Raw genomic sequence first — 15744 nt, forward strand, 5'->3', positions numbered from 1 at the left:
GCAAAACCGCACACAGCGTGTCACCATCGGCCGACACCAAGACCACCCTTCGCCGCTGTTTTCGGCGGACGTGACGGTTATGATATGCAGCCTTCACAAACCCATCCCGGCCGTAACAAGCGCGAAACGTACCGCCGGCTCTAAGAGGACATACACCCATGGCACGTGGCATCAATAAAGTCATTGTGGTCGGCAATCTGGGCGCCGACCCCGAAACCCGCTACACCAGCAGCGGCACCGCGATCACCAGTCTGCGCATTGCCACTTCCGAACAGTGGACCGACAAACAGAGCGGCGAAAAGCAAGAGCGCACCGAGTGGCACCGCGTGAAGCTGTTCGGCCGCCTCGCCGAGATCTCCGGCGAATACCTGAAGAAGGGCCGTCAGGTCTATATCGAAGGTTCGCTGCGCACCGACAAATACACCGACAAAGACGGTGTCGAGCGCTACAGCACCGACATCATCGCAGCCGAGATGCAAATGCTTGGCGGCAATGAAGGCGGCGGCGGTGGTGGTGCAGGCGGTGGCAGCGGCGGCGGATACCGCGAGCGCCAGCAGGGCGGTGGTGGCGGCGGTCAACGTCAAAGCCAGGGCGGCGGCAATTACGGCGGCGGTCAGTCGCGTGGCGGCAACGATCAGGGCAGCGCAGCGCGCCCATCCCCGCCACCGCCGGCCGATAACAACTTTGACGACGACGATATTCCGTTCTAACCCACACCGTTAGATCGAAATGGTCGCCTTTTGACCTGGAAACCCCCGAGCGATCGGGGGTTTTTTGTTTTTCCAGACTGGACGTTTCTTCGCCGTTTCTTGCGCCGATAATTCGCCTAAGCTGCACCTTGAGACGTGACGCATTCAATGGTCAGCCTGGAGGTTGCAGCATGCGCCTTAAATACAGAACCCAAGGATTTGTCATCGCTCCGAGTTAGTTTGAACGTAGCCGAGCGAGTAGTGACGTCCGCCACTCGAAACGGCACGTTTTTTCGGCAACTCCCTAACAACCATCAAGGGGATACCCATATGCAGACACGCATCCAGGGCACGGTGATGCCCGTGTTGGAAGTACAGCTTGATCCTAACGACAGCGTCTTCGCCGAGAGCGGAGAGCTTTCATGGATGACCGCATCTATCCATATGACTACGCACACCCAGATGGGCGGCGGCGGAGGTCTGCTTGGGATGTTCAAGCGGGTTGTCAGCGGCGGCAGTCTGTTCATGACCGAGTACCGAGCCGTGCAGGCGGCTGGGGAAGTTGCTTTCGCCACCAAGGTGCCGGGCCACATCGTGCCGGTGTCCGTGAGTCCTGGCAATGAATACCTGGTGCATCGGCATGGTTTTCTTTGTGCCACGCCGCAAGTCACCATCGGTGTGGGTTTTCAACAGTCACTGGGTGCCGGCATCTTCGGCGGCAATGGTTTCGTGCTGCAAAAAGTTGGTGGCACGGGTACGGCGTGGCTCGAACTCTCTGGCGAACTTATCCGGAAAGATCTGGCACCCGGTGAGACCTTGCGGGTTCACCCCGGACACGTCGGTGCGTTCCAGGCTTCGGTTGGTTTTCAGATCACTACGGTCCCTGGCATTAAGAACGCGATCTTCGGTGGCGACGGCATCTTTCTGGCGGCGCTTACCGGTCCTGGGACAGTGTGGCTGCAGACGCTGCCCATCTCGCGTCTGGCGCACCAGATTGCCGAATACCTGCCCAGCAACGAGGGCGGTGGCGGTCGAGCGACTGTCGGGGGCGGGCTAATCGGAGGGATCGTGGGTTCCCTGCTGAGCAGTGACGACAAGTGATTTGAAGCAGGCCACAGGGGGCGAGGCCATTCTCGCCTTTGCCTACCTGAGAGGATTGCGACATGCCAGTGGCTGGTCGGCCCGGACGTTTCCCATGAACTACGCTGGGTGTCCAAAGCCGACCGTCTTCGGTCATTCCGGGGCCAGCTCAGTTCTCGCTTACTTGTGTAGGCACGAATGCTGCTGGCAGTCCCTTGGTGGCGGTGATGCGGCGCAGAGGCTCAGCTGCCACTCGCCCATGGCAAAGTTATGCTGATGTAAAGCCAAGATTACATAAGCCCAAGACTGCATAAGCCCAACGGAACCCATCCATGCGCGAGCAATACCCCGAGATCGAGCCTTATCGCACGCAACGGCTTAGCGTCGACGATATTCACAATCTCTACATCGAAGAGTGTGGCAATCCCGATGGCTTGCCGGTGGTTTTTTTGCATGGCGGGCCTGGCGCGGGTATCTCCGCCTACCATCGCCGCTTCTTTGATCCCAAGCGCTACCGCATCGTGCTGTTCGACCAGCGCGGTGCTGGAAAATCCACCCCGAATGCCGAATTGCGCAACAACACGACGTGGCACTTGGTCGCGGACATCGAGGCGATTCGTCAGCACTTGGGTATTGAGCAATGGGTGGTTTTCGGCGGCTCCTGGGGCTCGACGCTGGCCCTCGCATACGCCCAGACGCATCCCGAGCGAACGATGGCGCTGGTGCTGCGCGGCATCTTTCTTGGCCGGCCAGATGAACTGCGCTGGTTCAATGAGATGAGCGGTGGTGCCTCGTGGATCTTCCCCGAGCGTTGGGCTCATTATCTGGCGCATATTCCGTCGGAAGAACGCGACAACTTGATCGAGGCGTACTGGCGCAGACTCGATAGCGAGGACGAGGCGGTGCGCCTGGCTGCCGCGCAGGCCTGGGGCTATTGGGAGGGCGGCAGCACCACGCTGCTGCATGATCCGAATGAACCAGGCAATTTTGAAGATCCGCAGTTGTCGCTCAATCTGGCGCGCGCCGAGGCGCATTACTTTCGCCATGGCGTTTTTCTGGAGCCCGACCAGTTGCTGCGCGGCGTCGAACGCATCCGTCATATTCCGGCGACTATCGTGCAAGGCCGCTACGACATCATCTGCCCGATGAGAAGCGCATACGACTTGGCGCAAGCCTGGCCTGAAGCGGACTTTCATGTCGTGCTGGCCGGCCACAGCGCGGCTGATCCGGCCATTGTCGATGCCCTGGTGAATGCGACGGATGCACTGGCTGATCGGCTTGACTGAATACGGCGTATCGTTACCTGCGCTACAGCACAGCAATACCGGTAGTCACCACCGCAGTCGAGGAGAAGATCGATGAGCAGCAAGCCGAATATTGTGTTGGTACATGGCGCATGGGGCGATGCCTCGCACTGGCGTCACGTGATTCCTTCGCTGCATGCCAAGGGATACAAGATCAGCGCGGTACAGAACCCGCTGACCTCGTTACCCGATGACATCGAGCGCACCAGCAAATTGGCCGCCGCGCAGGGCGCCCCTACCTTGCTGGTGGGTCATTCTTACGGTGGCATGGTGATTACTGGGGCCGGTCACGTGCCCAATGTGGTGGGGCTGGTCTACATCGCCGCCTTTGCGCCTGAAGAGGGCGAAACGCCCGGCGGTATTTTCGGTCTGCGCGCGGCGCCGCCGGGTGCCGCGGCGATACGCCCGGACGATAACGGTTTTCTGTGGATCGACCAGGCTCAATTTCACCAGAACTTTTGCCAGGATCTCGATGCGACGGAAGGATTGGTTATGGCGGTCACGCAGAAGCCCATCGCGGGACGTTGCTTTGCGGACAAGAGCGGTGCGCCCGCGTGGAAGGTCAAGCCGAGCTGGTACCAGGTGTCGAGCGAAGATCGCATGATTCCACCGGAAACCGAGCAGTGGTTTGTTGAGCGCATGAAGCCAAGAAAGGCCATCACGCTGCCGGCCGGCCATGCCTCGATGGCGTCGCATCCAGCGGAGATCGTGGCGTTGATCGAAGAGGCTGCCCAAGCGGTTTCGTAGCACCGATCGGGTGTTCCATCACCTCGTCCGCTGTCTTGGCGGGGTGATGGCGAGTGCGGATCGAAAATCTGGCGCATCGCGGAAAGCCAATCTACGGCTTGCGCGCTGAACATATCGGCCTCGACCGGCAAAGCACTCGTCAGGAAACAACATGCTCACTGAAACACAGGTCTCGCAGTACCTCGCCCGTATCGGTTTTGATGGAAGCGTGGTCGCTAACCTCGACACACTGCGCGCGCTGCATAAGGCGCATATGCATCATGTGCCGTTCGAGAACCTGAGTATTCATATAGGCGAAGCCATTTCGCTGGACCTCGACGATGTATTCCATAAATTGGTGGTGCAGCGCCGCGGCGGTTTTTGTTATGAATTGAACAGCCTGTTTCATGCCTTGCTATGTACGTTGGGGTTCAAGGTCAAGATCCTGTCCGGGCAGGTGTTCAATGGCGAGACATACAGTGCGCCGTTCAGCCACCTGCTGTTGCTGCTGGACATCGCCGGACAGCAGCTCATTGCCGATGTCGGTTACGGCGATTCCTTTACCGAAGGGCTGCCTCTGGATGGCACGCCGATGGAGCGCCTGGGCACCTGGCATAAGGTCGAGCGGCAGGGCGAGACTTTCACGCTCATGCAAGACAAGGGCGCTGAAGGATATAAGGCGCAATATCGCTTCACTTTAGCGACGTATGACATCGATGCATTCAAGGATCGATGCCATTTCCAGCAAAGCTCCCCTGACTCGCCGTTCACGCAGCGCTCCATTTGCACCATTGCCACCGATGATGGCCGCAACAGCATATCCAGCAACCGCTTCATTCAGACCGTACGCGGCGTTCGCAGTGAGCGAACCATTGAGCACGCGCCGGAGTTAAAACAGCTATTGCTGGAGTATTTCGGTATAAGGCTGGCCGATGACGCGCCGCTGGATAACTTGCTCGCATTGGCAGGTGTATTCCGGCGTCTCTGAGCGCTGGTTTCAACACAGCATTCTTAGCCGATGCGGTCGGTGACCCATGCGGTGGAATACCGCAGCGCATGGGTCGCCGATGCATGAGTTTGTATGGCGATCGCGCCATTGGTCGCTACGGACGGTGCGGCGCCGTCGCTGCAATACCGCGATGGCCCCAGCCACTCGATGCTGGTGCCATGGATACGCCCGCAGCGTTGCAGGGTAGTTTTGCCCGGTGTGTTGTCTGCCTGGTGCACGACGATGACGAAGCCATCATCAGTGATCGCCACGCCAGGACTCAGACCGTTGTCGTAGTGCACCGGGTAACCCCAGTCGATACGGGTTCCGTTGATCCGGCCTACGCGATATAGCAGTTTGCCATCGTCTGCGGCGGACTGATGCGCGGCGACAATCGTGCCGTCTTGCTGCATGGCGACGACTGGCTTGTGGCCGGTGTCGTAGTTTTGGCTGGCGCTCCAGCGTAGCGTCTGGTTTTCGATCCGCGCTACCCGGCACCATAGGCCGCTATTTCCACCAGACTGATGCACTTCCGCGATATAGCCTTGATCGTTGATCGCCACATCAGGGGTCACCCCTAAATCGTATTTACTGCTATCGCCCCATTCGATTGTGTGGCCTTTGATGTTGCCCACGCGGCTATAGAGATGATCGGCGTTCTCGGCTTTGTGCACCTCGACCAGCAGGCCCCGTGTGTTCAGCGCGACTGCCGGGGTGACGCCACTGTCGTACTGCTCGCTGGCGTGCCATCGCACACTAAGACGTTCGCAATGGCCCACGCGGCAATGCAACGTGTCGGCATGTTTGGATTTGTGCACTTCGATCGCGATATGGCCGGCATTGAGTGCGACCTTGCTTTGTACGCCGTCGTCGTATTGCAACCCAAGGCCAAAAAGGACGTCCTTCATGTCAGTGCCTTTTATAGGATGAGTAAGCAGGGCGCGGCGAAGTAAGCTGCAGAAAAGCGGGGGTCAGGGCTGCTGTTTCGGAGCGCGGCACGAGCCTAGCACTGCGATTGTGAGGTTCAGTTTCACGTGTTAAGCCTAGGCGCGTGCCGTAAAAGGGCGGCGAAGTCAGCCAGCGCTAGCCGCGAAGGCAAGCGCGTCTTCGAGGCGATCATCGCCCCAGAACATCTCGTCGCGGACAAAAAATGTCGGGGCGCCGAAGATGCCGCGAGCCTGGGCGGTTTCCGTTTGTAGGCGCAGGCGATGTTTTTGCTCGTCTGACTGTGCGTCGGCGATGATTTGAGCCGCCGGCAGGCCAAGCTGTTCGAGCGCGTTGCTGACGGCTTCGAGCGTGTCGATGTCGCGGTCTTCGACAAAATTCATCTGCATGATTTTTTTGCAGTAAGCCCCCATCCATGGTTGTTCGGCACCCAGCGTGGCTACCCGCATGGGCAGTAAAGCACGGCGTGGAAACTGGGTTGGCCTGGTCCAGGGCAGGCCGTACTTTTCGCATTGACGCGCCATATCGCGCCACACATAACTGCCTTTGGCCTTTTGCAGCACGAAGGGCGAGCTATCCCAGCCGAACGACTTGAAAATCGGCCCAAGCAAAAAAGGCCGCCACGTGATGGTTATGCCATGGCGTGCGGCAAGTGCCTCGATACGCATCACGCTTAAATAGCTGTAGTTGCTGCCTAACTCGAACCAGAACTCAATCATGGGGATGACTCGCGAATAAGTGGAGGGTGTTGCCGATGTCATTCATAGACGACCAGGCAGCGGGTTTCGATGCTTTCACGCAACGGCCAATCGGGCGGTGCATCGGGGTGCTCGAAGGCCGCGTGCGGGGTGAAGCGCGCGACGCCGCTGAGTTGTGAATCGTACTGCTTGAATACCAGGGCCTCGTTACGATGCATGGCAGAGAAATACCACCAGCGATGCCATGGCGAATGGATGGCTAGATAAATATCGCCGCTACGCTTCGGGTAGCGTACTTCGGCGCTGATGAGGTCGGTGGCCGCCAGCGTGCGCGCATCACAGACGGCCAGCGGCGTATCCAGAACCGGTACGTTGATGGAGCGCCAGACGTTGACGATGCTGTAACGGCCGATGGCTGCGTGCTCGTTCTTGCCTGCCAGTACCAGGCCCAGTCGTTTGCGCCCGGATTCCTCGGTGTAGTCGTTATGGATGCGGCCATTGGCTGCGGCCGGCTCGCCTTTGGCAGAGCGGCCGAAGCTGAGTGCACGACGGTCGGCTTCGCGCTTGCGTACCAGGTGATCGAAGACATAGCCGCGTTTGGCGCCGGTAGCCGCGCAGGCGAGCTCGACGACTTCGGGGTAATAGCGCTCGATGATGAGGTCCTTATCGGAGAAATCGTTCAGCGCGGTCGGGGCGTCCCAAAGCTCGAAGCCTTCACGATGCACGGTGGTTCGCGTTGTCAGTTGGCGGGCATCGGCAATATGGATTTCGCGATCATCGAATGGGTGGCTTTCCCACGGTGTACCGGCGGGTGGCTCATACGCATAGTGCACGGGACGCTCAAGCGTCGGCTGCAGATAACTGAGTTTGGCGAGGACGCAGGGCAGGCTTTGCCTCGATGGTGCATAGCGCCCTGGTTGGCACGCCATGAGGTCGGGTTTTATGAAATCGGGCTTCATCACGAATACCTCCGCCGGCGCATGGGTTGCGCCACCGGTGGTATTGAGCGCGCTAAGCGCGGTTGCTTCAAACGAATTTGTCGATGGCCTGGCATGCGTCGGGCGCATGCGAGCGGGGTGGGCTATGCGGGAGTGCTCTCGGCGATCAGCCAGTCCACCAGGGCGCTTACGTTTTTGCGCGAAGTGGCATCGGCTTGCAGCAGCCAGTAACCATGGTCGGTGATGGAATGGGCGCGTTGAGGCGATAGCGTGAGCAGCCGGCGATCGGCCAGCATCGGCCCGATCAAGGCCAGCCGGCCCAGCGCGATACCTTGTCCGGCCATCGCAGACTGCACGACCTGGTCATATTGATTGAAGCGCAAGATGCCCTTGGGTTTGATATGGCTCCAACCCATCTGGCTCAGCCATTCATGCCAATGCAGCCAGGGCCGTTGCGGGTCGTCGAATTCAAGCAGCACGTGTTTGGCGAGTTGTTCGGCGGAACGCAGCGAGCGCAGGCCCAGCGAGGGATGCGCTACTGGCGCGATGGTTTCGCCGAACAGGCGCAGGGCGCCCTCGGGCGCGGCGCTGTCGGCGCAATAGCGAATCGCCAGATCGATCCCTTCGCTGCGCAGATCCACCAGACGGTTATTCGCGGCGACGCGTACGTCGACGCCGGGGTGTCGCTGTTGAAAGCGGCCAAGACGCGGCAGCAGCCATAAGCCGGTCACCCCGATACTGGCGGTGAGCGTGACCGGGCGCTGTCCGACTTTATCGCTGATCGCGCCGAGTACGTCCTGCAACTGCTGCACGGCGAGATCCGCGCTACGAAACAGCCGTTCGCCTTCGGCGGTGAAGGCGAGCGAACGATGTCCGCGCTGCAACAGCTTGATGCCGAGTCGTTCTTCCAGTGTCTGGATTTGCCGGCTTACTGCCGATTGCGTCAGGCACAGATCGCCGGCGGCAAGCGTGATGCTCATGCGGCGGCCCACCGCTACAAAACCGCGAATGGGGTCCATCAACGAAGCAAGCGAAACGAGCGATACAGACATGCGCCACCCTCATGCGAGAGGAGGGAGGGTATCGCTGTGTCGGGTGATCCTCAACGCCTGTTACTTTTATCTCCCCGAGTTGATCTCCCCCGGACGAAGCCGGGGGAGATCAAGCCCTAGGTACTACAGAGTTATTGCGTCAACGCGTTAATCAGCGCCGCACCGCTGGGGCTGCCCCAGCCGGTGACCAGGTCAAAACCTGACACCGCATTAAACTTGCCGTTGTTGCCGCGGGTGATGTCGTGGAACAGGCTGTGATACGTCGTACCCAGGCCCAGGTTGTAGATCTTGGTATTCACAAAGCCCACCGTGGGCTTGCCCTTGGCCGCTGCCTGTTGGTTGACCAGGGCGAGGAAGCCGGCCCAGCGCGGAGCGGCAAAGCTGGTGCCTCCGTAACCGGTGAGGAAGCTGCCATTGCTGACGGTGGGGTTATCGAAGTTGCCTTCGGCGGCCACGTCGGGATCGTTGCGCAGCGTCTTCGAAGCTTTGTTCGAGGTGGTAACTACGCCTGCGAGTTTCTGATACGCCGGGATCGAATAGCCAGCCTGCGACAGAAACCCGCCGCTGCTGTCGACCCAGGCGGTTTCGGAACTCCAGCCGCCACCGGGGCCGGTGGTGACCAGATCGGTAGCGCCGACATCGAGAATGTTCGGATCCAGCGATGGCGCCGACCAGTTCGAGGTGGTGTAGGCACCGCTGTCGCCGGTGGCGTTGAGGAAGGTCTGACCCTGAGCGGCGAACTGCTTGTAGATCGGGTCATCCGCACTGCCGAAGTCGCCACCGCCCCACGAGCAGCTAAGCACTTTGGCGGTGTTGTCGGTAGCCATCTGATTAAGGATATCGGTGGCGCTTGAGCCTTCGTAGAACACTACCTTGCTCAGGCCCGGCGCCATGCCGATCACGTTGACGATGTCCAGTATTTGCTCGCCGTCGTCGCATGGCGAGGTGCCGCTGCCGTCACCGGCATCGCATACGCCGCTATAACCATTCACCAGCACGTTTTGGATCGGCACCGAGGACTTCATGCCGGTCTTGCTATAGAACAGGGTGACGTCGCTGGAGATATAGCCGTCGTAGGAGAAGATACCTACCGTTTGGCCGGCGCCGGTGAGACTGCCCGAGCCGTAATAGGCTGCGCGCATGTCGCTGGGCAGGTATTCGCCCGATGGGCCGGAGCCAGTGAGATGCACCGTGGCGAGTGCTTGTTCCTGCGCAGCAGGCTTATGCAGCAAGTGGTTATGCGGCAGCGTGACGTTGGTGAGGCCGGTGATCTTCAGCAGCGGCACGCCGAGGTCCACGGTGGGCTCGCGATCGGGTGCGAAGAAGGTGCGGTTTTCGGTGGTGTGGCGATAGTTGCCGATTTGCACATGCAGGGCGCGATTGATCGCATCCACCGAACCTTCCACATCGACCAGTCGGCGATTGGCGGGGGTTCCGGTGACCTTCAAGCCATTCACCTGCGCCCAGGCGACCACGGCGTCATAGTCTTGCTGGGTCGGGCCAAAACGGTCGGTGAATTCCTGCACGCTCAAATAGTGCTGGTAGTTCGGGCTCTGCGGGTCCTGTAGCTGTTGCAGCAGGCTGTCCAGGTCGGCTTCGTTGCGCAGCGGCAGGTTGAGCGCGAGCTTCAAATGCTGGGCTGTCGCCATGGTGCTGACGCGCGGGGCGAGTCCCGATGCCACGGCTTCGGGCACATGCGTCCTCATGATGCTTACCGCGCTCGCATCGATAGCGAACAAGGTGGCGCAAGCAAAGATAAAGGCTGGTACGGTTTTCTTGAAACCGGATGCGCGATTCTTCTTAGAGCTAAGCAACAATTGGTTCACTGTTCGTCTCCACATCGTATGTAAAGAAGCGACGCCGTTGCAGCGTCGCGCGGTCTTGTCCAGCTCCTGCTTTCACGACTCCATGAATCGTGCGTTGCGCACCAGTGCAACCTCCCCCCGGAGGCGCGAACCGTTTCCATCCCATGACCCAGGCACTTCCTTGAGCAGCGGCGTGGGGCATGATCTCTTGCTGAAAACTTACGAAAAGCAATTGCTTGCGAACAAGCCAATGGACCAGGCTCATAGCAGGCCCATAGGCTATGTCGCCGAGCTAGTCGAAGGCATGTCGTGTGTAGATCGTGTGAAACGGCCGCTATCAGATGTCGGCTCAGGCGCCGCGCTCTCGCCACGCATCCATCGTCAGCGTCGCTAGCTGCCGCAAACGAGCCGCACCGGTATCGGCAAGCAAGGCCTTCAGTCGCTCGGCGGCGTCGTCCTGATCCAATGCTTGTCGCTCGGCCAGCGAAGCGGCGAGGGCATGACCCAGACTGTCGAAAATCAGCGCATAAGCGAAGGCGTGCAGTACACCGCCGCCCAGCGTGCCGAGGCCGGGAAAGGCTTTCATCGCGTTGCCGGCAATCGCCAGCACAATCGAACTGCCGGTGCGCAAAGTGAGTTTTGCCTGGCGTACGAAATCTTCGATTTGTACTTCGCCCACCGGCACGTCATAGAGCTTGGCCAGTTCGCGAGTGAGTGCGGTAGCCAGCGCGCCTTGAATGACCAAATCGCTGCCAGGTGCGACCGCAGCCAGCGCGCCGACGACAGCGCGGCGGGAATATTTGCGCACGATACGCTCGGCCTCGGCAGCGCGCGCCTGTACCTCGAGTGCGCCGGTACGCTCATGCAAACTGGCCAGCACGGCTTGTTCGCGTAACGGCTCCAGGCCTTCGGTACCTGGCGCGGTAAGTCGGGCAAGCGCCTTGAGCAAAGGCTCGATAAGCGGTTTGCGTTGTCGCTCCACTTGCTCGATATCGCCATTGGCGAGCCGCCGCTGAAAACGTTCGCTGCCACCCGCGCTGACGGCTACCACGGCGGCGGCGATGTCGCGCGTCTGCTGGCGCAGCCGCTGCTGCAATACATCCAGTTCGTCGCCGGCCCATTGGTCGGCTTTGTTCAGCACTAACAACAGTGGCTTGCCGAAAGCAGCAAGCCAGCGCAGCTCGTCGACCTGGCTGCGAGTGAGATCGCCCGCGCATAGATACACCACGGCATGCGCGCGCAAGGCCTCCTCGCGAGCGAGGGTTTCGTGTGATTCGCCACCGGCTTCGCGGCTGCCGGGGACATCGGCCAATACCAGGGGGCGACCATCGGGCAGCTCGCTGTCGTAATGACGCACTTCGCGGGTAGTGCCGCCGCGTGCATCGCTAAGCGTGACGGCGGGCGTCAGTGCGCGAATCAAGGTGGATTTGCCGGTGGATATTTCGCCGAACAGAGCCACATAGATACGCTGTTCGCTACGGCGACGATCGAGGTTGGCCAGTTCATCGCCGAGTACGTGCGTGTCGGTGCCGCGTTGATGCAATTGACTCAGGCGTTGCTCCAGATCGTGACGATCAGGTGCCGGTTTAAATGGCCGCTTGCGGCGTGGCCGCAGCAACCACCACAACACCGTCATGCCCAGCACCGCGAATACGCTTAGCGCGCCACCCAAGGTCCATTGCAACCAGGCCGGCAAGGTGAGAAAGCGCTGTGCCAGGGCCAGCGCGCGCTCGGCGGCAGCGAACAACAGCCACAGCAGGGCGGCAATGGCGATCGCGGCGAGCAACAGGCGTAGACGTCTGGACATGAGCGGCATTCTAGTCAACCGGGCGTGCTCGCGGTGGGCATGGCATCATCAGGAGTCAGGCCACGCATGGATCAGGGCTGCGTGGAGGACAGGGAGGGGGAATATGTTGCTTGGATATTGCTTGACGCTGGCGCTGGCGCTGGCCGCTCCATCGGTCGTGGCGCCGGCATCGGCGATAGTGCCCGTTGCCGTATCGGCCAAGCCGCTGCCGACGCCGCAGTTTCGTCGCTACGGTACGGTCAATGGCTTGCCTAGCAGCAACGTTCAGGCCGCCGTACAGGCGCTCGATGGCGCGATGTGGTTCGGTACCGATAGTGGCATCGCCCGTTTCGACGGTGTGGAGTTCAAGGTGTTTGCGCACGTCGCGGACGATCCCGGCTCGCTATATGGCAATGACATTTCCTCGCTTCTGGTCGATCGGCACGGGCAGCTATGGGCCGGCGGTGTCGAGGCCGGCCTGAATCGTTACGACGCCATGCGCGGCACCTTCGATCACTGGGGGCATGACCCGGCCGATCCATCGAGCTTGACCAGTGATGCCGTCTGGGCGTTGGCGTCGACCGCCGATGGCTATCTTTGGGTGGGTACGAGCAAGGGCCTCGATCGCATGCGTGCGGATGGCCATGGCTTCGAGCATATGAGCAACACATTGCTCGGTGACGACCCTGCCGCCTACGGCACGGTGACGTCGTTGTACGTGGATCCACAACAGCGGTTGTGGATCGCCAGCGACAACGGCGTATTTCGGCGCGATACCGATGGTCAAATGCATCGCGTGCCGCAAGAAGGTTTCGCGTTGCCGATCGACTTCTGGAGTATCGACGGCGATGGCGACGAGGTACGCATCGGTGCGGCGCGCGGATTGCTGTCGGTAGGCAAGGATGGTGTCGCGCGGCCGGTCGCTCCAGATCGGATTCCCGATACCAATGTATTGAGCAGTATTCGCGATCATGCCGGTCGCCTGTGGATAGGCACTCGTCGCGGATTGTTTCTGCAGAAAAGCCCCACTGAGCCGGTCATTGCCGTGGTCAATCAGCCGGTGTTGAATGGCAACCTGCCCGGTGTGGCCATCTGGAAAATCTTCAGCGATCGCGAGGGCGGCCTATGGATCGCCTTGCTCGATGGCGGCCTGGCCTATCTGGCGCCTGACTGGAACAACTTCAGCCGTTTCACGCATATTCCCGATGATGCCGACAGTCTGCGCGATTCCGTTGCCACCGCGACGGCACCGAGCAGCGACGGCAAGTTGTGGGTGGGTGCGCGTGCGGGTCGCGTCGACAAGCTCGACCCGGCCACAGGCAAGGTCGAGCATGTATTGACCCTGCCGCGCACCGATGTGGCATCTCTGCTTGAGGATATTCCGCAGCGCTTATGGATCAACATGCAGGGGCAACTGTATCGTTATGCCGGCGGCAAACTCGATAAAGCCGACCCTGATCTTTCACACATGCAATATCCGTTGGAGGTAAAAGCGGGGCCGGGCGGCAAGCTTTATGTACGCACCAACGGCGAGGGCATCTTTCGCGTCGATCCAGACACGCTCGCCGTTACGCCGGTGCCGATCGAACCGGCCAACGAAAAAGCCAAAACCGGTAGCCAGCTTGGCTTGAACAACGGCTTGCTCTGGTATGCCAGCAATAACGGCATGCTGCGTTTGAATGCCCGGCTCGATCGTTTCGAGCCGGTGCGGGGCATGCCTGGCGGCCGCGCCGTTGATGCCTTTGACTTCAACGATGACGGCCTATGGATAGCGCGCTCCGATGGCCTGGAGCATTACCGCTACCAGGGCGATGGTGTCGTGCTCGATCGCCGAGTCGATGCGGCGCAGGGCTGGCCTTCTGTAGTCGCCAGCAATCTGGCGGTCGATTCACAAGGCCAGGTATGGATTTTTGTCCGCAATAGTCTGTGGCGTTTCGATACCGAGAGTGGCCGTTTTAATTCACTGGGTCTGAAAGACGGCCTGACCAGTGCGGAGTTTGTCGCCGGCCTCAGCCGCATGGCCAACGGCGATATCTACGGAGCGACGGTAGGCGGCGTCTTTGGTTTCAATCCAGACCGCATCCAAGCGCATGGCGCCATGCCATCGCTGGCCATCGTGGGCGTCAGTCTGCGGCGAAAGGGCGTATTGCGGACGCAATCGCTGCATGAGCCGATCATCCAGATGGGCTGGCAAGATCGCAATCTGATGATTGAGGCGCGCGTTTTCTCGTATGTGAATCCCGCGGCGAATCGCTACCGTTTTCGTCTGAATGGTTTCGATGCCGATTGGGTGGACAGCGGCAACCTGGGCGTGCGCGAGCTTACTGGCCTGGACCATGGCGATTACACCTTGGACGTCATGGCGGCCGGTGCCGATGGCGTATGGGGTCAACTGAGCACGCCACTGAAGATTCATGTGCAAGCGCCGCCGTGGGCGCGTTGGTGGGCGTGGTGCACTTACGCGCTGTTGGCCAGCTTGTTGACCTGGCTGACCCTGCGCGCCTGGCGCCGACGCCTGGCACAGCGCCATCTGGTGCAACTGGCCGAACAACGTAGCACGTTGGCCGAGCAAGCCAGCGCGGCGAAAACCCAATTTCTCGCCACACTCAGTCATGAAATCCGCACCCCCATGACTGGTGTGCTGGGTATGGCCGAGCTGCTGCTGACGACGCCGCTCAGCCCTACACAACAGGAATACACCGAAACCATGCAGCGCTCCGGCGGCTTGCTGCTGAAGCTGCTCAACGATGCGTTGGACCTGGCGCGGATCGAAGCCGGTCGATTTGAACTGGAGCCGGGGCCATTCGATCCGCGAACACTGATTCACGACGTCGCGCAGTTGGAGCGTGGCGTGGCGCAGACGAAAGGCTTGCGTTTCGACGTGGATATCGTCGGCGAACTGCCGTTGTGGTTGCTTGGCGATGTGGTACGCATCAAACAGATTTTGCTGAACCTTGCCAGCAACGCCTTGAAGTTCACCGAGCGTGGCGGGGTGATCGTGCGCGCGCGCTGGTATGACGATAGCGAAAGCCTGTTGGTGAGTGTCTGCGACACCGGTCTGGGCATTCCCGAAGCGAGCCAGGCGCGGCTGTTTCAGCGCTTCGAGCAGGAGGATGGTCCGCAGCGTCAGGCCGGCAGTGGCCTGGGTCTGGCTATATGTCGCGAACTGGTGGGTTTGATGGGCGGCTCCATTGAACTGGAGTCGCGTATAGGCCACGGCAGCACCTTCCATGTGCGATTGCCGTTGACCAAGCCATCCATATCGCCCGCCCGGACCGGGCGGCCCACCCATACCGCCACGGCATACACGCTGCGGCTGCTGCTGGTGGAGGACGACATGACCGTGGCCGCGGTGATCTGTGGCCTGCTGAAACAGCAAGGCCATGAGGTGCGTCACGTGGTCAACGGGTTAAGCGCGCTGGCCGAGCTGGCGCAAGACCCCTTTGATGCGATGTTGCTGGATCTGGACTTGCCCGGCGTGGATGGCTTTCAGGTGGCGCGACTGGTTCGTCAACGCGAAACCGACAACGAACATATACCGATCATCGCCGTCACGGCGCGCTCGGGTGGCGACGAGGACGTACGCGCGCGCGAAGCAGGTATGGACGGCCTTTTGCGCAAGCCGCTTACCGGCGAGCAACTGGCCAACGTGTTGAGGGGTATTGCCGTGGCGGCTTGAGTTTGAAGTGTTGCCGCAAGTTTGTACCCCTCCCCAGCCCTCCCCTGCGAGCAG

12 protein-coding genes are annotated in these 15744 nt (G+C 60.5%); 6 read left to right on the forward strand and 6 right to left on the reverse strand.

Going from position 1 to position 15744, the window contains the following annotated elements; translation table 11 throughout:
- Positions 1–158 precede the first annotated feature (158 nt).
- From ssb to DVJ77_RS04970, 5 genes are all read left to right on the forward strand, one after another.
- Entirely contained in the window at positions 159–710 is a 552-nt protein-coding gene (gene ssb / locus DVJ77_RS04950; protein WP_114844377.1) for a single-stranded DNA-binding protein, read from the forward strand.
- A gap of 309 nt (positions 711–1019) precedes the next feature.
- Positions 1020–1790, forward strand: a complete 771-nt coding sequence (locus tag DVJ77_RS04955) for a TIGR00266 family protein (RefSeq protein WP_114844378.1) — start codon at positions 1020–1022, stop codon at positions 1788–1790.
- Between the two features lie 311 nt (positions 1791–2101).
- Positions 2102–3055 carry a prolyl aminopeptidase gene (gene pip / locus DVJ77_RS04960; protein ID WP_114844379.1) on the forward strand — a complete coding sequence of 318 codons (954 nt, stop codon included), beginning with the start codon at positions 2102–2104 and terminating at the stop codon, positions 3053–3055.
- A 72-nt stretch (positions 3056–3127) separates the two neighbouring features.
- The gene (locus DVJ77_RS04965) at positions 3128–3820 is read left to right on the forward strand and encodes an alpha/beta fold hydrolase (RefSeq protein WP_114844380.1); all 693 of its coding nucleotides are present in this window, start codon (positions 3128–3130) and stop codon (positions 3818–3820) included.
- A 151-nt stretch (positions 3821–3971) separates the two neighbouring features.
- Positions 3972–4787 carry an arylamine N-acetyltransferase family protein gene (locus tag DVJ77_RS04970; RefSeq protein WP_114844381.1) on the forward strand — a complete coding sequence of 272 codons (816 nt, stop codon included), beginning with the start codon at positions 3972–3974 and terminating at the stop codon, positions 4785–4787.
- Positions 4788–4810: 23 nt separating this feature from the next.
- Here DVJ77_RS04970 and DVJ77_RS04975 read toward each other — a convergent pair whose 3' ends face one another.
- The 6 genes from DVJ77_RS04975 to DVJ77_RS05000 all read right to left on the reverse strand — a co-directional run bounded on the left by DVJ77_RS04975 (position 4811) and on the right by DVJ77_RS05000 (position 12032).
- Positions 4811–5695 (reverse strand): hypothetical protein, encoded by an 885-nt coding sequence (locus DVJ77_RS04975; protein WP_114844382.1) that lies wholly within the window; start codon positions 5693–5695, stop codon positions 4811–4813.
- A 165-nt stretch (positions 5696–5860) separates the two neighbouring features.
- Positions 5861–6451 carry a 2-hydroxychromene-2-carboxylate isomerase gene (locus DVJ77_RS04980; protein ID WP_225427821.1) on the reverse strand — a complete coding sequence of 197 codons (591 nt, stop codon included), beginning with the start codon at positions 6449–6451 and terminating at the stop codon, positions 5861–5863.
- A 38-nt stretch (positions 6452–6489) separates the two neighbouring features.
- Positions 6490–7497, reverse strand: a complete 1008-nt coding sequence (locus tag DVJ77_RS04985) for a CmcJ/NvfI family oxidoreductase (protein ID WP_225427822.1) — start codon at positions 7495–7497, stop codon at positions 6490–6492.
- A gap of 14 nt (positions 7498–7511) precedes the next feature.
- Positions 7512–8420: a LysR substrate-binding domain-containing protein gene (locus DVJ77_RS04990; protein WP_114844384.1), complete on the reverse strand. Its 909-nt coding sequence runs from the start codon at positions 8418–8420 to the stop codon at positions 7512–7514.
- A gap of 131 nt (positions 8421–8551) precedes the next feature.
- Complete coding sequence (locus DVJ77_RS04995; protein WP_162791370.1) at positions 8552–10246, reverse strand: S53 family peptidase; 1695 nt, start codon at positions 10244–10246, stop codon at positions 8552–8554.
- 328 nt (positions 10247–10574) lie between these two features.
- Entirely contained in the window at positions 10575–12032 is a 1458-nt protein-coding gene (locus DVJ77_RS05000) for a GTPase (RefSeq protein ID WP_114844721.1), read from the reverse strand.
- A 103-nt stretch (positions 12033–12135) separates the two neighbouring features.
- On the opposite strand from DVJ77_RS05000, the gene DVJ77_RS05005 reads away from it, so the two are divergent.
- A complete protein-coding gene (locus tag DVJ77_RS05005) occupies positions 12136–15690 on the forward strand; it encodes a hybrid sensor histidine kinase/response regulator (RefSeq protein WP_114844386.1) in 3555 nt (1184 codons plus the stop codon).
- Positions 15691–15744 lie beyond the last annotated feature (54 nt).

Source organism: Dyella tabacisoli, assembly GCF_003350925.1.
Classification (GTDB): Bacteria; Pseudomonadota; Gammaproteobacteria; order Xanthomonadales; family Rhodanobacteraceae; genus Dyella_C; species Dyella_C tabacisoli.